Origin of the sequence: Massilia aurea, from assembly GCF_024753205.1 — a bacterium.
Lineage (GTDB): Bacteria > Pseudomonadota > Gammaproteobacteria > Burkholderiales > Burkholderiaceae_D > Telluria > Telluria aurea.
Map to the genome: position 1 here is coordinate 270,271 of NZ_JANUGZ010000004.1, position 17,879 is coordinate 288,149.

Genomic DNA, 17,879 nt, shown 5'->3' on the forward strand with positions numbered 1-17,879 from the left:
CATTCACTGACCGTCAAAGCCCCCAATGCCAGCTACGCCGCCGTCGCTGTTCCCGCCGCTCCAGCCGCTTCGCAGCGGGATGCTGGCGGTCGACGAACTGCACACGATCTACTGGGAAGAAGTCGGTAACCCGGATGGCATTCCCGTGCTGTTTCTGCACGGTGGCCCGGGCGCCGGGCTGTCGCCGCAGCACCGCCGCTTTTTCGATCCCGCGGCCTACCGCGTGATCCTGTTCGACCAGCGCGGCGCCGGCAAATCCACGCCGCTGGGCGAGTGGCGCAACAACACGACGCAGCTCTTGATCGACGACATCGAGCGCCTGCGCGCGCTGTTCGGCGTCAAGCAATGGCTCGTGTTCGGCGGCTCGTGGGGCTCGACGCTGGCGCTGGCCTACGGGCAGGCGCATCCCGAGCGCTGCCTGGGCTTCGTGCTGCGCGGGATCTTCCTGTGCACGCGCGCCGAAGTCGACTGGTTCATCAACGACATGCGCTGGTTCTATCCCGAGCTGTACGACGAATTCGTCGCGCCGATCCCGCTGGCAGAACGCGATGATTTGCTGGGCGCCTACGCGCGCCGCCTGCTGTGCCATGATCCCGATGTGTTCTGGCCGGCCGCGCGCGCCTGGAGCCGCTTCGAAGGCCGCCGCGTCTTTCTGCTGCCGCAGCCCGAAGAAGCCGCCAGCGACACGCTCGACCTGGGCGTGGGCCGGCTCGAGGCGCACTACATGGTCAACGGCGCGTTCCTGGACGAAGACCAGCTGGTGCGCGACGTCGGGCGCATCGCGCATCTGCCGGCCGTGATCGTGCAGGGCCGCTACGACGTGATCTGCCCGCCGCTGTCGGCCTGGCGCCTGCACCGGGCCTGGTCCGGTTCGACGCTGCAGATGATTCCCGACGCCGGCCACGGCGCGCTCGAAACAGGCATCGCGCGCGCACTGGTCGCGGCCACCGAACAGTTCAAGCGCCACCGGCGCTTCGAATGAGCGGCGGCTGTTAAACTACGCCAGACCCATTACATCAAGACCAACGCGTTCTCATGAATATCCAGATCAGCGATATCGGCCACGTCATCCAGCTGGCCATCGCACCCGTTTTTTTACTCACCGGCGTGGCCACCAAGCTGACCGTGCTGACCAACCGGCTGGCCCGCATCATCGACCGCACGCGCGTGCTCGAAGACCGGCTCAAGGTCAGCCCCAACACCGAATTTTCCAGCGAGCTCGAACTGCTGTACCAGCGTTCGCACCTGATCAACTTCGCGATTGCCTCCAGCACCGCCTGCGGCCTGCTGGTGTGTGTCGTCATCGCGATGCTGTTCGCGGGCGACACCACCGGCATCCCGCTCGACCAGTACATCGCCGCGAGCTTCGTGCTGGCGATGCTGGCCCTGATCAGCAGCTTCGTGTATTTTTTGCGCGAGATTTTCATCTCGTCGCGTTTCATGCGCATGCAGCACCAGCAAATCATGATGCAGCAACCGCCGGCACCGCTGCCATAAGGCGGGTGCGGCCAGAAAGAATCCCATGCACGACTACCAACGCCCACCGACCCTGCACCGCTACGCACTGCGCACCGAACTTGAAAATTCGCTGCGCCTTGGCCAGTTTCGCCTCGAGCCCAGCGGCGGCTTCCTGAACCTGTCGTTTTCCACCGCCTGGGACAAGGCCCTGTTCGACATCATCACGCCGAGCGACGCGTGCCTCGTGATCCACAATAGCGAGGAATTCGGCGAACGCCTGCACCGCGCGGTGCAGCGCATGCTGCCCAACTGGGCCGGCATCGATGGCGCCATCGAATACGGCAGCCGTTCGCCGCTGGGCGCCGCGTTTACCAAGAGCGCCGGCCAGGCGCGCGAGAAGGAATGGCAGTTCGCATGGCGCTCGATGTCGCCGGGCGCGAGCCTGAACCCGATCGTCGTCAAGATCGGCAGCATCGAGAGCTTCGCCGAACTGCGCGACCGCGACAGCCACCTCGCGTAACACCCGTCAGCCGTGTTTAGACGCACGGCTCGACAAAATCGCGGTGTAATGCCGCGATGACTATCTCTTCTGCCTACGCGCACCTGCTTGCGCCGCTCGACCTGGGTTTTACCACGCTGAAGAACCGCGTGATCATGGGCTCGATGCACACCGGGCTCGAAGACCGCTTCTACAACTACGGCAAGCTCGCCGCGTTCTACCGCGAACGCGCGCGCGGCGGCGTCGGCCTGATCGTCACCGGCGGCATTTCGCCCAACCGCCAGGGCTGGCTGCTGCCGTTCGGCGGCACGCTCAATTTTCTTGGCGATGTGCCGAACCACCGGCGCGTCACGCGCGCCGTGCACGAAGAGGGCGGCAAGATCGTGCTGCAGATCCTGCACGCGGGGCGCTACGGCTACCAGCCGTTCGTCGTGTCGGCGTCGAACCTGAAGTCGCCGATCTCGCGCTTCAAGCCCAAGGCCTTGAGTGAAGCAGGCATCGAATCGACGATTGCCGCCTACGTGCGCTGCGCCAGGCTCGCGCAAAAAGCCGGCTACGACGGCGTGGAAATCATGGGCAGCGAAGGCTATCTGCTCAACCAGTTCCTGTGCGCGCGCGCCAATCGCCGCACGGACGGGTGGGGCGGGCCGATCGAACACCGCATGCGCCTGGCCGTCGAGATCGTGCGCCGCATCCGCGCTGCGGTCGGGCCGGACTTCATTCTGATGTACCGCCATTCGGTGCTCGACCTGGTCGACGGCGGCAACACGTGGGACGAGGTGGTGCTGGTGGCCAAGGCCCTGGAGGCTGCCGGCGTGACAATCCTGAATACCGGCTACGGTTGGCACGAAGCGCGCATCCCGACCATCGTCACGTCGGTACCGCGCGCCGCGTTCGCGCAGGTGGCGAGCCGCTTGCGCGCCGCAGTGGGCATTCCGGTGGTGGCCTCGAACCGCATCAATATGCCGCACGAGGCCGAAGCCCTGCTGGCACGCGGCGATGCCGATCTGGTATCGATGGCGCGGCCGTTTCTGGCCGATCCCGAGTTCGTGAACAAGGCAGCGGGCGGCCGCGCGGACGAGATCAACACCTGCATCGCCTGCAACCAGGCGTGCCTGGACCACACCTTCTCGAACAAGCGCGCCACGTGCCTCGTCAATCCGCGCGCCTGCTACGAGACCGAACTGGTGATCCGCCCGGCCGCGCAGCCGCGCCGGATCGCCGTGGTGGGCGCCGGCCCCGCCGGTTTGTCAGCGGCGACGGTGGCCGCCGAACGCGGGCACCGCGTGACGCTGTTCGATGGGCTGGACCGCATCGGCGGCCAGTTCAATGTCGCGATGCGCGTGCCGGGCAAGGAAGAATTTGCCGAAACGATCCGCTATTTCGGGCGCCGCCTGGCGCTACTGGGCGTCGACGTGCGCCTGAACACCTTTGTCACGCGCGACGCCTTGCTGGCCGAAGGCTTTGACGAGGTCGTCGTCGCCACCGGCATCCGCACCCGCAAGCCGGCCATTCCCGGCATCGACCATCCGATGGTGCTCAGTTACCTGGATGTGCTGCGCGATGGCCGCCCGGTCGGCGCGCGCGTGGCGATCATCGGCGCTGGCGGCATCGGGTTCGACATGGGGGAATTCCTCGTGCACGATCCGCATGTGGCGCTGCCCATGACGCCCGCGCACTGGATGGGGGAGTGGGGCGTCGATCCAATGGTGACCGCAGCCGGTGGTTTGACGGCACCGGTGGCGCCGCATCCGCCGCGCCAGGTCTGGCTGTTGCAGCGCAAGAGCACGCGCCCGGGCGCGGGGCTGGGCAAGACGTCAGGCTGGGTGCACCGCGCAACGCTCGTGCGCAACGGCGTGACGATGCTGGCGGGTGTGCAGTATGACCGCATCGATGATGCGGGCCTGCACATCACCGTCGGTGGTCAGGCGCGCGTGCTGGCGGTGGATAACGTGGTGGTCTGCGCGGGGCAGGAGAGCCTGGCCGAGCTGATGCCGGCCGAGGCAGCTGGCAGCAGCAGCAGCAGCAGCGGGTCGGGTTTCCACAAGATCGGCGGCGCCGCGCTGGCGGCGGAGCTCGACGCCAAGCGCGCGATCCGCGAAGGGTTCGAGCTGGCCGCGCGCCTGTAAGGTTGGCGCTTACAGCTTGCGCACGACCACGCAGCCGATCGAGTAGCCGGCGCCGAACGAGCAGATCACGCCATTGGTGCCCGCCGCCAGATCGTCCTGGTACTTGTGGAACGCAATGATCGAGCCGGCTGACGACGTGTTGGCGTAGCTGTCCAGGATCACCGGCGCTTCGCCTGGTTCGGCGTCGCGGCCCAGCAGCATGCGCACGATCAGCAGGTTCATGTTCAGGTTCGCCTGGTGCAGCCAGTAGCGCGCGACGTCGTCGGTGCCCAGGCCGGCGGCAGTCAAGGTGTCCTTGATCGTCTCGGCCGCCATCGGGCAGACTTCCTTGAACACCTTGCGGCCCTGCTGGCGGAACAGTTTGTCCGGCAGGCCAACGCCGGCTTCGTCGAAGCGGTTCATGAAGCCGAAGTTGTTGCGGATATTGTTCGAGAAGCTGGTCTTGAGGCGGCTGTCGAGGATTTCCCACTGGTGCGCGCCGGTGGCCGTGGCTTGCGCCTCGATGATGATCGCGGTGCAGGCGTCGCCAAAAATAAAATGGCTGTCGCGGTCGCGGAAATTCAGGTGGCCGCTGGTGATTTCGGGGTTCAGCACCAGCACTGCGCGGGCGCGCCCGCCGCGCACAGCATCCACCGCGGTGGCGATGCCGAACGTGGCCGACGAACAGGCCACGTTCATGTCGAAGCCGAAGCCGTCGATGCCGAGCGCTTCCTGCACTTCAACGGCCATCGCCGGGTAGGCGCGCTGCATATTGCTGCAGGCGACCAGCACCATGTCGATGTCGTGTGCCTGTTTGCCGGCGCGCTCCAGGGCTTCGCGTGCAGCGGCGACGCACATCTCGGCCTGCAGCGAAATCTGGTCGTCCGGGCGGTCGGCGATGCGCGCCGTCATGTGGGCCGGGTCGAGGATGCCACTCTTTTCCATCACGTAGCGCGACTGGATGCCGGACGCTTTTTCGATGAAGCCGCTGCTCGACGGCTCGAGCGCCGTCACCTCGCCGGCGGCGATGGCAGTCGCGTGTTCGGCGTTGTGCAGGTCGACGTAGGCGTTGAAGGCGGTCACCAGCTCGTCGTTCGAGATGGAATGCGGCGGCGTAAACAGGCCGGTGCCGCTGATGACGACAGGTATCATGTTCGGGAAACTTTCAAGGAAAATAAGGCCGCTTGGCCGCAAGATGCGCCGATTCTACACGCTCGGCGCGAGCGTGGGAATCAGGTAGAAACCCGGGCAGAAAGCCGGCTGCGGTACGCTGGCGTCAGCGCCCTTGGCGCGCCAGCGTCGTGCCATTGGCGCGGCCGGACAGCACCACCGGCTGGCCCTTCAGGTGGCGCAGCGCCTGGGCCAGCTGGAAGTCGTCGGCGCTGCCGTAATCGAGCGGCTTACGCTGGCGCGCTGCGTTCAGGAGCCGCATCTGCTCTTCGATGTCGTCCTCGCGCGTGGCGACTTCGGCCCCGCCGCCATTGGTCAGGTGGTGCTGCAGGTCGGCTTCGCGCATGCGCAGGGCGTTCAGGCCATCGCCGTCGGCATATTCATCGACCGGGACATCGGGCAGGATACCGCGCGCCTGGATCGAGCGCCCGGCCGGCGTGTAATAGCGCGCCGTGGTCAGCTTGACGGCGGCATTGCCGCCGATCGGGCGGATCGTCTGCACCGAGCCCTTGCCGAATGTCTGGCTGCCGAGGATGGCTGCGCGCTTGTAGTCCTGCAGTGCGCCGGCGACGATTTCGGAGGCCGACGCTGAACCGGTATTGACCAGCACGACCATCGGCAGCTTCTTGAACGCCGGTGGCAGGCTTGCCAGCGGGTCGGCGCCGCTGCGCAGCATGTAGAACTCGGGCCTGCCATAGAAGCGCTGGCGCGAGTCGGCCAGCTGGCCGTTGGTCGAGACGATTTCGGCGTTGTTCGGCAAGAACGCAGCGGCCACGCCGATCGCGCCCTGCAGCAGGCCGCCGGGATCGTTGCGCAGGTCGAGCACCAGGCCTTTCAGGTCAGGGTCTTCGCGGTACAGCGCCTGCAGCTTGGCAGCCATGTCGTCCACGGTCGGCTCCTGGAACTGCGCTACGCGCAGCCATGCGTAGCCCGGTTCGACCATTTTTGCCTTGACGCTTTTCTGGACGATCTCGCGCCGCTCGACAGTGATGGTGAGCGGCGCCGGCGCCGACTTGCGCACGACCGTCAGGGTCACGCGCGTGCCCGGTTCGCCGCGCATGCGCTTGATGGCGTCGTCGATCGGCGTGCCCTGCACCGGGTGGCCGTCGATGCGCGTGATCAGGTCGCCTTCCTTGATGCCGGCGTGGTAGGCCGGTGAATCTTCCATCGGGCTGATGATTTCGATGTAGCCGTCTTCGCTGACGCTGATCTCGATGCCCAGGCCGACGAAGCGGCCTTCGGTGCCTTCGCGCAGTTCGCGAAATGCGCGCGCGTCGAGGTAGGCCGAGTGCGGGTCGAGCGAGGCCACCATGCCGGTGATCGCCTGCGACAGCAGGGCCTTGTCCTCGACCGGTTCGACGTAGCTGGTCTTGATGACGCCGACGACGTCGGCCAGTTCGCGCAACTCGGCCACCGGCATGCTCGATTCGAGCGACGGTTTGAAGGAGAGGGCGGAAAACTGCATCGTCAGGCCAACGCCGGCAACGATGCCCAGGCCGATCAGGCAGCCATTCTTGAAGGTGGAACCCATGTGATCCATTGTGGCAGCGCGCGCCGGTCGTGGAACCCGAGGCGCTGTGATAGCCCTGAGGTTGCGCAAGCGGAGTATAAACCGGTTCGCGCGCTGTTGTTGGTGGCCCCCATGGTCCTGGCAATGTCCTGGGATTTGGTTGAAATCACAATATCGATCCAATTGGCCCAAATAGCGATTTGTTACACGCCGTTAGCGAGGGTAAGCAAATGTAAGAGTGGCGCCTGGTGCAACAGTGCCCCCCTATAGTCGTGACTAGTTTTTCTCTCTCTCCACTCTTGAAGTGGTCTTGTCCCGCGGCTTTACTGCCGCGGGATTTTTTTTTGCCCGGGCTCAGTCAACATTATCTGTTGATGACGCCGATTGCGATGCAGAACAATTGTGCTGCGGAACTGACCCGTCCGCCATCCAGGGCCCAGCGCCACCCCAGGTAATTGGGCAGATAGCGTGACGCCACCCCGCGAAAGCCCCTCAACCAGTCCTTGAATCGCTGGTGATAGGCGTTCACGTTCTGCACGTGGATGGCGTGGCTGCCCAAGCGCCTGACGCGTACGCCGACGCGCAGGTTCACTGCCTCGTGTGTGATGCGGTGCTTGCGTGCAAAGGCCCGATAAGCAGCATGGCTGTCGGTGACCAACAGCGCCTGCGGATCAAGCTTGGGCAGCAAGTCGCGTTCGAGTTGCGCGGCCGTCAGTGCGCCCCGGCCAGTGACGGCATCGATGGTCTGGCCGTTGCGGTCTCGCGCTACCAGAATGCAATCCAGATGCCGGGAAATGCCACGCATGGGCGCGTGCCCGCCACGGCGACGCGCTGGACGATCGAGCGTGCGCGAGCCTTTTTGCGATTCGAGCAGGAACGTTTCGTCAGCTTCGACGATGCCATTCAGGGATGCCGGTCGGTCAAGCTTGACCCCAGCCAGAAAGCGGTGGCGCCACCGGAAGGCGGTATTGCGGTGCACGCCAACCAGATCTGCACCTTTGCGCACGGATAGTGAATCGAGCAGCACCTGTGAATACGCGAGCCATTTGGCCTTGTGCCGAAGTCGCGCCAGCGGCGTGCCGCTCAGGTCGTTGAAGGTGCGCCCACAGTCGCAGCAGCGAAAGCGTTGCAGGTGGTTGGCGAATCCATGCCGGTGGCAGCGTTCGCCACCACAGCTGGGACAGCAGCGCCCTGGCGCTCTGGCTTGCGCGATCAGTGCGACCATCTGGTCGAGTCCGACTGCGGGGTGCAGGGCGTCTAGCACTTGGCGGCGCTGCGGCTGGTTCAGCGATGACAACTTTGCAAACCAGTTCCTGAAACGGGGCGCTTTCATGAGCGGCTCCTGATGCTGGGGACAGGCGTTGGACCACCTGGCTGCTCATCAGTTCAAAGCTTTCCTCTATTTAACGCTGACTGCGCCTTGCCCGTGTCATCCTGTTGTCACCTCCCAACACATGCATACGCGATATTCACCCGTCTGCGTGTATCGAAAAGTAAAAAAATCACCACGGCCAGCGCCGTTGCAAGTCCACCCGCTAGAATGTTCTTTTGCCGGCACGCAGCAGGCGCGACCGGTCAGACGTTGTTTATCCCTGCGAACACTTAGCAACCAAGGACTTATCCGTGAAGCGACTTCTCCTGAGTACCCTGACCCTGTCCCTGGCGGCAGCCTTCGCCGCACCGGCCATGGCCGCCGACGCCGCGCCTGCGGCCGCCGCCGCTGTGCCGACAACCGCCACCGCACCGGCCGGCGTCATCTCCGGCATCGACACCCAGTACATCGACAACAGCGTGCGTCCGCAGGACGATTTCTTCACGCACCTGAACGGCAAGTGGCTGAAAGAGACCGAGATCCCGGGTGACCGCTCGAGCTGGGGCACCTTCATGAAGCTGCGCGAAGACACCACGCCGCAACTGCTGGCGATCATCGAGGCGGCGCAGAAGGACACGGGCGCCAAGGCAGGTACCGAAGCGAAGAAGATCGGCGACCTGTACGCCAGCTTCATGGACGACGCGCGCCGCGAAGCGCTCGGCTACAAGCCGCTGACCGGCGAGCTGTCGCGCATCCGCACGCTCAAGGACAAGAAGGGTATTCCGGCGCTGGCCGCTCACCTGGGCAAGATTGGCGTGGCCAGCCCGTACGGCATCTACGTCGGCCAGGACATGCGCGAGTCGACCCGCCATGCAACCTATATCAGCCAGAGCGGCCTGGGCATGCCCGACCGCGACTACTACCTGAAGGCGGACGACGCCAAGCTGGCCGAGATCCGCGCCAAGTACCAGGTGCACGTCGAGAAGATGCTGGCGCTGGCCGGCGAAAAGAACGCCGCCGCGCAGGCCAAGGCAATCGTCGACTTCGAGACCGATCTGGCGAAAGTCCAGTGGACCAAGGTCGAGAACCGCGATCCGGTCAAGCGCTACAACAAGATGACGGTGGCCGAGCTCGCCAAGCTGGCGCCGGGCTACGACTGGAAAGGCGCACTGGCCGCCGCCGGCGTGGGCAACAAGATCGACACCATCATCGTCAACCAGCCAAGCTACTTCACGGGCTTCGATGCGCTGCTGGCCAAGACCGACCTGGCCACGCTCAAGTCGTATTTCGAATGGCAGCTGCTGCGCGAATACGCGCCGTACCTATCGAAGGCGTTCGTCGACGAGAACTTCGCGTTCTACGGCACCGCACTGACCGGCGTGGCCGAGCAGCGGCCGAGCTGGAAGCGCGGCGTGTCCACCGTCGAAGGCACGCTGGGCGAGGCGCTGGGCAAGCTGTACGTGGCCGAGCATTTCCCGGCCGAGCGCAAGGCGCGCATGGAACAGCTGGTGAAGAACCTGATCATCGCCTATGGTCAGTCGATCGACAATCTGGAGTGGATGAGCCCTGCGACCAAAAAGGAAGCGCGCGCCAAGCTGGCCAAGTTCACGCCGAAGATCGGCTACCCGGACAAGTGGCGCGATTACTCGCGCCTGACGATCAAGCGCGATGACCTGGTAGGCAATGCGATGCGTGCGTCGACCTTCGCCTACAACTACAACATCGACAAGCTCGGCAAGCCGATCGACCATACCGAGTGGGGCATGACGCCGCAGACGGTCAACGCCTATTACCGCAGCACGATGAACGAGATCGTGTTCCCGGCCGCGATCCTGCAGCCGCCATTCTTCGACATGCGCGCCGACGACGCGGTCAACTACGGCGCCATCGGCGCCGTGATCGGCCATGAAATCGGCCACGGTTTCGATGACAAGGGCAGCCAGTCCGATGGCGACGGCAATTTGCGCGACTGGTGGACGGCCGAAGACCGCGCCGCCTTCAAGGCCCGCACCGACAAGCTGGTCAAGCAGTTCAACGGCTACGCGCCGCTGCCAGGCTACAACGTGAACGGCGAACTGACGCTGGGCGAGAACATCGGCGACAACGCCGGCCTGTCGATCGGCTACAAGGCGTATAAATTGTCGCTGGCCGGCAAGCCGGCGCCGGTGATCGATGGCCTGACGGGCGACCAGCGCTTCTTCATGGGCTTTGGCCAGGTGTGGCGCTCGAAGATGCGTGAAGCCCAGCAGATCAACCAGGTGAAAACCGATCCGCACTCGCCGGGCCAGTTCCGCGCCAACGGCACCGTGTCGAACATGCCCGAGTTCTACGAGGCGTTTAACGTGAAACCAGGCGACAAGATGTACCTGCCACCGGAAGACCGGGTCATCATCTGGTAAGGTTCCATGACAAGGGGCCGGCGTCACGAGCGCCGGCCTTTTGCATTGCACTCACAAACAAACAAAGAGAGATACCATGCAACGAAAACTGATCAGCGCAGCAGCGCTGGTGTTGACCACGTCGTTCATCGCGCCAATGGCGCTGGCCCAGGCTACCGCCGCCACGGCCACTGCGCCGGCCGGTGCATCGTCCGGCATTGCAACGCAATACATCGAACCGTCCGTGCGCGCGCAGGACGACTTCTTCGAACACCTCAACGGCAAGTGGCTCAAGAGCGTCGAGATCCCGGCCGACAAGTCGACCTGGGGCGCGTTCCACCAGCTGCGCGACGACACGCTGCCGCAACTGCGCGCGATCATCGAGCGCACCGCCGCCGACAAGAACGCCGCCGCCGGTAGCGAAGCGCGCAAGATCGGCGACTTCTACGCCAGCTACATGGACGAGGCGCGCCTCGAGCAGCTGGGCGCCACGCCGCTCAAGGGCGAGATGAGCAAGATCGCCGCGCTCAAGAGCAAGGCCGAACTGCCGGCGCTGTTCGCCAACCTGAATCGCGCCGGTGTGACCGTGCCGTTCACGTTCTTCATCCACCAGGATGCCAAGGATTCGACCAAGTACGTCGCCGACCTGTACCAGTCAGGCCTGGGCATGCCCGACCGCGACTATTACCTGAAGCAGGACGACGCCAAGCTGGCGGACGTGCGCGCCAAGTACCAGGTGCACATCGAGAAGATGCTGGCGCTGGCCGGCAGCAAGACCGCCGCCGCTGACGCGAAAGCCATCCTCGACCTGGAAACCCGACTGGCCAAGGTCCAGTGGACCAAGGTCGAGAACCGCGATCCGATCAAGACTTATAACAAGGTCGAGTTCAGCAAGCTGGCCGCGATGGCGCCGGGCTACGACTGGAACACCTGGCTGAAAGCCTCGGGCCTGCAGGGCAAGGCAACGTATCTGATCGTCAGCCAGCCAACCTACCTGAAAGGTTTTACCGATGTCCTGAACAGCGTGCCGCTGGCGACCTGGAAAGCGTATCTGCAATTCCAGACCGTGAACAGCTACGCGAACTACCTGTCGAAAGCCTTCGTCGACCAGCGCTTCTCGTTCAACGGCACCACGCTGGCCGGCATTCCTGAACTCGAACCACGCTGGAAACGCGGCGTCTCGACGCTCGAGGGCAGCCTGGGCGATGCGGTGGGCAAGCTGTACGTGAAAGACCACTTCCCGGCCGAGCGCAAGGCGCGCATGGAAGTGCTGGTCAACAACCTGCTGGCAGCCTACAAGGATTCGATCGACACGCTCGACTGGATGAGCCCGGCGACCAAGAAGGAAGCGCAAACCAAGCTGGCCAAGTTCACGCCGAAGATCGGTTACCCGAACAAGTGGAAGGAATACACGGCGCTGACCGTCAAGCGCGATGACCTGGTGGGCAACGTGATGCGTTCGCGCGACGTCGAATACAACCGCGAACTGAACAAACTGGGTAAACCAATCGACCGCGACGAGTGGGGCATGACGCCGCAAACCGTCAACGCGTACTACAACCCGGAACTGAACGAAATCGTGTTCCCGGCCGCGATCCTGCAGCCGCCGTTCTTCGATGCGAAGGCCGACGATGCGGTCAACTACGGCGGCATCGGCGCCGTGATCGGCCACGAGATCAGCCACGGCTTCGATGACCAGGGTTCGCAGTACGACGGCGACGGCAATATGCGCAACTGGTGGACCGAAGAAGACGGCAAGCGTTTCGGCGAAAAGACCAAGGCCCTGATCGCCCAGTACGCTGCATTCAGCCCGCTTGAAGGGTACAACGTGAATGGCGAACTGACGCTCGGCGAAAACATCGGCGACAACTCGGGTCTGGCGATTGCTTACAAGGCCTACAAGATCTCGCTCAAGGGCAAAACAGCGCCCGTGATCGATGGCCTGACTGGCGACCAGCGCTTCTACATGGGCTGGGGCCAGGTGTGGCGCACGAAAATGCGCGAGCCGGCGCAGATTGCGCAGATCAAGACCGACCCGCACTCGCCGGCGCAGTACCGCGCCAATGGCACGCTGAAGAACCAGCCTGGCTTCTACGAGGCGTTCAAGGTCAAGGCCGGCGACAAGATGTACCTGGCGCCGAAGGATCGCGTGATCATCTGGTAAGCCTGCAGCGCAGGCCACTGCGTATATAAGACAAGGGCCGCTTTCGCGGCCCTTGTTGTTTCCGTCACCCTGCTGCGATCAGCGTGCCTGGCTCGAATAGCTGCACGACTTGACCGTGCCTTCGATCGGATCGCCGAACACGGCATTGGTGCAGGCGGTGCGGGTCGTGAACGCCTTGGTGGCGTAGGCGCCCGGCACGCCGTAGCGCACGTCGCGGGTGCCGGTGAACGAGCAGGTACCGTTTTCGGCGGCGCATGCGGTCCAGGTCACGGGCGTGGTCGGCGCCGGGGTGGGCGCGCTCGACGTGGTCGCCGAATAGCTGCAGGTCTTGACCGTGCCTTCGATCGGATCACCGAACACGGCGTTCGAGCACTGGACATTGTTGGTAAACACCTTGACGACCCAGGTATTGCCCGCGCCGTAGCGCACCTCACGCGTGCCGCTGAAACCGCAGGTGGCGTTTTCCGCGGCGCAGGTGGTCCAGGCAGATGGTGCTGGCGTGCTGCCCGAGCCCAGTGCGGCGTAGGCGCCGATATCGCGCGCGCTTGCCGCGGCGCGGGTTTCACCCGACGCCGTATGCTTGTACTGGGCCACTGGCGTCAACGACACGCCGGCTGCTGACACGCCCGGCACCGAACCGGCGTTAATCACCAGTACGTTCGCGATCGGATGCAGATCGAACAGCAGGCGGTTGATGAAGCCTGGCACGAGCGAACGGAAGTTGGTCCGGTCGATGGCATTGCTCTGGTTGGTCGCAGCGCCAAAGCCGCCAAAGATATTGTTTTGCAGCAGAACCGGCTTGGTCACGCTACCGCCCACCAGCACGAAGGTGCCGCGCACGCTGTCGTCGTTCAGGAACGTATTGTTGACCACATACAGATCCTGACCAGGATTGCTTGCGCCTTCATTGCCATAGGCCAGTAAACCGGGATTGTTGTGACCGGCTGGCTGGTGGATCACGTTGCCGATGACATACGACGTACCAGCATTCGGCAAGTCGATCTCGTAGCTCGGTTTGCCGGTGCTGCTCGAGAAGCGGTTGTAATTGATCGTATTGACGCTGGCGCGCGACTTCAGGTTATGACCGCCATTGGCGTCGTGCGAATAGTTGTAGCGGAACGTCAGGCTGCCGACGTGACCGATGTAGACATTGTGGCTGTAACCGTCACCCCGGCCGTTGGAACCGAATTCGGTGTTTTCGATCACGATACTGCTGTTGTCATTGGCGCCGGTGAGGATGCCGTTTTCGTTATCGTGCAAGTACGATGAACGCAAGGTGAAGTTGGTGCCTTCGATACGCAGTGCAGCGCCGTTGCGGTCAGGCACTGCCGCGCCGGCCATCTCGACGTTTTCCACCGTGATGTTGTTACCCTGAATAACCCAGGTGCCCTTGCCTTGCGCATTCTTGCCTGCTGCGTCGATCTTGGGCCGGCCGTTCACGCCGCGGATGGTCAGATTGCTGGCGCCGATGGCGCACACGTCGCCGCTGTAGGTTTTCCCGCCGTCAATCTGGATGAGATCGCCGGACTGTGCACGGGCAAAGGCAGCGCAGGGCGCAGCATAAGTTTTTCCTGGCCCCACTGACAGGGTGGCGGCAGAAGCGCCGCCGGCTGCGGCAAGTGCTACGAGGAAAATAGCTGACAAGCGGCACGACGCGGGCACGGCAGATTTTGAACGGAGGGACATGGTGTACTGATCCTGTAAAGATTCCGGGTGGAATTTATTTCGACTGGAGGCTGTGCAGGATAAGGTATTTATTTGTCGCGATTTGTAAGCAATTGTTACTTTACTTTTAAATCAACATGATACGTATGATAAATAAGGAGGTTTAAAAGAAACACAATTAATTGTTCAATTAATTCACAATCGTTATGCCTCTGGCAGGCGGTCATGCTGTTCTGAAAGTAAAAATGTCAGATAAACAAAAAGCGCCGCATGCGGCGCTTTGTTGTTTGCGGATTCTGATGACGGTTATTTGACTGCAGCCACCATGTAGTCCACAGCAGCCTTGACGTCGGCGTCGGGGAGCGCCGAGCCCCCTTTTGGCGGCATGACACCGGCTTTGCCCTGGAATCCCTTGATGGCATGGTCATACAAGACCGAGGAGCCCTGACCGATGCGCGCACTCCACGCCGCCTTGTCCCCAAACTTGGGCGCGCCTGCGATACCGGCGCCATGACAGGCGAAACATGCCGTGTCGTACGCCTTTTTGCCGGTATCGGCGCTGGCCACGGCCGGACCAGCAACTGGCGCCGCTGCTGCTGCAGGCGCCGCTGCCGCCACGGCGGCGGGGGCTGCGGCGACCGGTGCAGCAGCCATTGCGCTGGCAGCGTCACCGGCAACCGGCGCAGCGGCGGCGGTGGTTGCAGCAGCAGGTGCAGTAGCAGGTACAGCAGCAGGGGCGGGCACAACCGGTTCCTTGAAGCTGGCGCCACTCTGATTGGTCATGAAGACGACGGCGCGCGCCACTTCCAGATCGTCCAGATCCGGGTTGCCGCCCTTGGCCGGCATGGCGCGGATCCCGTTGATCGCGTGCGTGACCAGCGTATCGTAACCCTGCGCCAGGCGGGTAGCCCAGGCAGCTTTGTCGCCCGTTTTGGGGGAGCCCGCCATCCCACTGTCGTGGCACGCCGCACAGGTAGCGGTGTACACGGCGCCACCTGCCAGCAGGACACGCGGCGTATTGGCATCGCGCAATGTAAAACCTGCATCGGAAACGGGGCGGATACGCGCGGCAATGGCCTCGGCGCTCTGGGCATTGCTGCCTGCGCCGGTGGTCGACGCATTGGTGACGAAGGTGACCAGCAAGATGATGCCAAGGACAACGACTAGAAAAAATCCCGCGACAGCAATCACGAGCTGTTTGGGCGTACGAATGAGGGATTCGTGGTCGTGCTGTGCGTCGCTCATGATTTCCTTAATTCAATTAAAAAAACCGGCCACTGGGGCGCTGCGATCTAGTGGCTTTTTTGCAAGTGCCGTCGAGCATCTTATTATAGTGTAAACCTGTATTGATGCCAGGGTTTTTCGGGCGCTGCCCATGGACGTACTCGACGAAAGACTGTATCCTTCGCTACGCTTGCCAGTGCGGCTGTAGCTCAGTGGATAGAGTATTGGCCTCCGAAGCCAAGGGTCGCTGGTTCGATTCCAGCCAGCCGCACCAATTTGGCATCTTGCCATCCCGTTTTCCCGCATCTGGCGTTGCCGTACAACGCTTGCCCGGCAGTTGTACTTCTTGTCACTCCCATACCAGTCCAGGTTCTGCTGTGTCTTATTGACCACTTCCTGACTGCAAGTCCCTGTTGTTCATCAATTATTCTGAAATCTATAGCGCACGATTACAACCTTTGCGTGGCTTTCTGCATGGTCAGTGCTAAAATCCCTCGACTTTATTGCATTGCGGAACTAATGTTGTCTTTCGATGCAACTGTACTGACGAACCTACAGGGTTCGAGCACGCACATGTTGCAACAAGCTGACGGGGCAGCAGCCTGTCGTTGAGTGACCAGGTGTTTCCATGCTATATTGAATGTTAAAAATATGTCAAAACAATAACTTAAAAATGATGTTGATCTTGCAAGAAACTTGTTGCGATGTCAGATCATGGAATAATTTCACAGATTGACCTCGTCTCCATGACGCCGCCAGGTCACCGCCTCTATGTCGGTGTCCTGAAAAGCGCATGCGCGTATTTCAACGTGTAACGTTACGTGTGGTTGCCGTTGGTTTGGTTGACAATTAATCGAAGAAGTTAGTAGCTGCCAACACAGGCAACGGTGGTGTAGCGGGTGTACGACGCGTGCATTCGGCATCTCGGCATGCAGTAAGCGTAATCATCAATTCTGGGGAATAACATGTTTCGGATCTCTAACCACTACGTGTCGAAGATCGTTTTCGTCCTGCTATTCGTGGAAATATTGATCCTGTTGGGCGCCGCCTATGCAGGCGCAGCCATGCGCTTTCTCGACATCGGCGCACCGCTCACACACGAGCAGTTCGATCACTTCCTGGCTTCGGCCGTCGCGTTTGCCGTGGCGGTCAGCTTCAGCATGAGCGCCATGGGCATGTACCAGCTCGATTTCGACGAAGGCTTGCGCCACCCGTTCTTCATGAAGCTGATGCCGGCGTTCCTGATGGGTTTCCTGATCCTGACGCTGGTGTTCTATGTGGCGCCTGACCTGTACTTCGGTCGTGGCATCCTGTTACTGGGCTTTGGCCTTGCTGCAGCCGGCATTTTCATTGCACGCATCATCTTCTTCAAGACATCCGAACTGCGCCTGATGCAGTCGCGTATCCTGTTCCTGGGCAACGGCGCGCTGGCCAAGGAATGCAGCGACCTGGCTATCAACAAGAACAGCTACCACCGCTACAAGGTCGTCGGTTTCATTCCAGTGGGCAGCGACGAAATGTGCGTGCCGGCCGCCGATGTGCTCAAGGTGCGCGAGGGCGATTCGCTCGTCAAGATGGCGACCCAGTACGGCGCGCAGGAAATCGTGGTGTCCGTACAAAACCGGCGCGGCAGCTTCCCGATCAAGGAACTGCTCGACTGCAAGCTGCAAGGCGTGAAGGTCACCGATGCCGCCACGTTCTTCGAGCGCGAAACTTGTCAGATCCGCGTTGATTCGCTGCAGCCGAGCTGGCTGGTGTTTGGCGGTGGCTTCGACCAGAGCTTCATCCGGATTTTCATGAAGCGCGGCTTTGACCTGATCTGCAGCACGCTGATCATGGCCGTGACGTTCCCGATCATGCTTGGCGCGGCGCTGGCCGTGTGGCTGGAAGACCGCAACCCGGTGTTCTATTCGCAGGAGCGGGTCGGCAAGGATGGCAAGATTTTCCGTGTCCACAAGTTCCGCAGCATGCGCGCCGATGCCGAAAAAGGCGGTACGCCACAGTGGGCCGCCAAGAACGATCCGCGCGTGACGCGTGTGGGCAACTTCATGCGCAAGACCCGTATCGACGAGCTGCCGCAGATCCTGAATGTGTTCAAAGGCGACATGTCGTTCGTGGGTCCCCGTCCCGAGCGTGCTTACTTTGTCCAGCAGCTGATCGAAGTGGTTCCATATTACAATGTCCGTCATAGCATCAAACCGGGTATTACCGGTTGGGCGCAGGTGCGTTATGGCTATGGCTCGTCGGCTGAGGATGCGTTGCAGAAATTGCAGTACGATCTCTATTACGTCAAGAACAATAGCCTGTTCCTGGATGTGCTCATCCTGATCAATACGCTCAAGGTCGTGCTGTTCCGTAGCGGACGCTGATCATCCTGGATCGGCTTGCGGT

Annotated in this window: 12 protein-coding genes and 1 tRNA gene; 8 read left to right on the plus strand and 5 right to left on the minus strand. The window is 62.3% G+C overall.

Annotated elements, in window-relative coordinates; translation table 11 throughout:
- Nucleotides 1–25: 25 nt before the first annotated feature.
- The 4 genes from pip to NX775_RS16355 are packed head-to-tail and all read left to right on the plus strand — an operon-like array spanning nucleotide 26 to nucleotide 4,086.
- Nucleotides 26–982, plus strand: coding sequence for a prolyl aminopeptidase (pip, locus tag NX775_RS16340; protein ID WP_258836964.1), 957 nt, complete (start codon nucleotides 26–28; stop codon nucleotides 980–982).
- Nucleotides 983–1,035: 53 nt separating this feature from the next.
- Nucleotides 1,036–1,497, plus strand: a complete 462-nt coding sequence (locus NX775_RS16345) for a DUF2721 domain-containing protein (protein ID WP_183554758.1) — start codon at nucleotides 1,036–1,038, stop codon at nucleotides 1,495–1,497.
- Nucleotides 1,498–1,522: 25 nt separating this feature from the next.
- Complete coding sequence (locus tag NX775_RS16350; RefSeq protein WP_183554756.1) at nucleotides 1,523–1,978, plus strand: hypothetical protein; 456 nt, start codon at nucleotides 1,523–1,525, stop codon at nucleotides 1,976–1,978.
- Nucleotides 1,979–2,034: 56 nt separating this feature from the next.
- The gene (locus NX775_RS16355; RefSeq protein WP_258836965.1) at nucleotides 2,035–4,086 is read left to right on the plus strand and encodes an NADPH-dependent 2,4-dienoyl-CoA reductase; all 2,052 of its coding nucleotides are present in this window, start codon (nucleotides 2,035–2,037) and stop codon (nucleotides 4,084–4,086) included.
- Between the two features lie 9 nt (nucleotides 4,087–4,095).
- Here NX775_RS16355 and NX775_RS16360 read toward each other — a convergent pair whose 3' ends face one another.
- From NX775_RS16360 to NX775_RS16370, 3 genes are all read right to left on the minus strand, one after another.
- On the minus strand, nucleotides 4,096–5,217 hold the full coding sequence (locus NX775_RS16360; RefSeq protein ID WP_258836966.1) for a beta-ketoacyl-ACP synthase III: 1,122 nt from the start codon (nucleotides 5,215–5,217) through the stop codon (nucleotides 4,096–4,098).
- 124 nt (nucleotides 5,218–5,341) lie between these two features.
- Entirely contained in the window at nucleotides 5,342–6,766 is a 1,425-nt protein-coding gene (locus tag NX775_RS16365; protein WP_258836967.1) for a S41 family peptidase, read from the minus strand.
- Nucleotides 6,767–7,109: 343 nt separating this feature from the next.
- On the minus strand, nucleotides 7,110–8,078 hold the full coding sequence (locus NX775_RS16370) for an IS1595 family transposase (protein ID WP_370660594.1): 969 nt from the start codon (nucleotides 8,076–8,078) through the stop codon (nucleotides 7,110–7,112).
- A 290-nt stretch (nucleotides 8,079–8,368) separates the two neighbouring features.
- Between NX775_RS16370 and NX775_RS16375 the strand changes: the two genes are divergently transcribed.
- Together NX775_RS16375 and NX775_RS16380 are read left to right on the plus strand one after the other, a co-directional pair.
- Complete coding sequence (locus tag NX775_RS16375) at nucleotides 8,369–10,456, plus strand: M13 family metallopeptidase (protein ID WP_258836968.1); 2,088 nt, start codon at nucleotides 8,369–8,371, stop codon at nucleotides 10,454–10,456.
- A 76-nt stretch (nucleotides 10,457–10,532) separates the two neighbouring features.
- Nucleotides 10,533–12,599 carry a M13 family metallopeptidase gene (locus tag NX775_RS16380; RefSeq protein ID WP_307732278.1) on the plus strand — a complete coding sequence of 689 codons (2,067 nt, stop codon included), beginning with the start codon at nucleotides 10,533–10,535 and terminating at the stop codon, nucleotides 12,597–12,599.
- Between the two features lie 78 nt (nucleotides 12,600–12,677).
- Here the strand turns inward: NX775_RS16380 and NX775_RS16385 are convergent, their stop codons facing one another.
- Nucleotides 12,678–14,285: a right-handed parallel beta-helix repeat-containing protein gene (locus NX775_RS16385; RefSeq protein WP_258836969.1), complete on the minus strand. Its 1,608-nt coding sequence runs from the start codon at nucleotides 14,283–14,285 to the stop codon at nucleotides 12,678–12,680.
- 285 nt (nucleotides 14,286–14,570) lie between these two features.
- Nucleotides 14,571–15,509, minus strand: coding sequence for a c-type cytochrome (locus NX775_RS16390; protein ID WP_258836970.1), 939 nt, complete (start codon nucleotides 15,507–15,509; stop codon nucleotides 14,571–14,573).
- A gap of 177 nt (nucleotides 15,510–15,686) precedes the next feature.
- Here NX775_RS16390 and NX775_RS16395 point away from each other — a divergent pair.
- Nucleotides 15,687–15,762: transfer RNA gene (locus NX775_RS16395), tRNA-Arg, on the plus strand.
- 691 nt (nucleotides 15,763–16,453) lie between these two features.
- Entirely contained in the window at nucleotides 16,454–17,857 is a 1,404-nt protein-coding gene (locus NX775_RS16400; protein ID WP_258836971.1) for a TIGR03013 family XrtA/PEP-CTERM system glycosyltransferase, read from the plus strand.
- Nucleotides 17,858–17,879: the final 22 nt, after the last annotated feature.

Bases quoted from the DNA above. Each gene is read 5' to 3' on its own strand.
- pip (WP_258836964.1), top strand. From the start codon at position 26: ATGCCAGCTACGCCGCCGTCGCTGTTCCCGCCGCTCCAGCCGCTTCGC.
- NX775_RS16345 (WP_183554758.1), top strand. From the start codon at position 1,036: ATGAATATCCAGATCAGCGATATCGGCCACGTCATCCAGCTGGCCATC.
- NX775_RS16350 (WP_183554756.1), top strand. From the start codon at position 1,523: ATGCACGACTACCAACGCCCACCGACCCTGCACCGCTACGCACTGCGC.
- NX775_RS16355 (WP_258836965.1), top strand. From the start codon at position 2,035: ATGACTATCTCTTCTGCCTACGCGCACCTGCTTGCGCCGCTCGACCTG.
- NX775_RS16360 (WP_258836966.1), bottom strand. From the start codon at position 5,217: ATGATACCTGTCGTCATCAGCGGCACCGGCCTGTTTACGCCGCCGCAT.
- NX775_RS16365 (WP_258836967.1), bottom strand. From the start codon at position 6,766: ATGGGTTCCACCTTCAAGAATGGCTGCCTGATCGGCCTGGGCATCGTT.
- NX775_RS16370 (WP_370660594.1), bottom strand. From the start codon at position 8,078: ATGAAAGCGCCCCGTTTCAGGAACTGGTTTGCAAAGTTGTCATCGCTG.
- NX775_RS16380 (WP_307732278.1), top strand. From the start codon at position 10,533: ATGCAACGAAAACTGATCAGCGCAGCAGCGCTGGTGTTGACCACGTCG.
- NX775_RS16385 (WP_258836969.1), bottom strand. From the start codon at position 14,285: ATGTCCCTCCGTTCAAAATCTGCCGTGCCCGCGTCGTGCCGCTTGTCA.
- NX775_RS16390 (WP_258836970.1), bottom strand. From the start codon at position 15,509: ATGAGCGACGCACAGCACGACCACGAATCCCTCATTCGTACGCCCAAA.
- NX775_RS16400 (WP_258836971.1), top strand. From the start codon at position 16,454: ATGTTTCGGATCTCTAACCACTACGTGTCGAAGATCGTTTTCGTCCTG.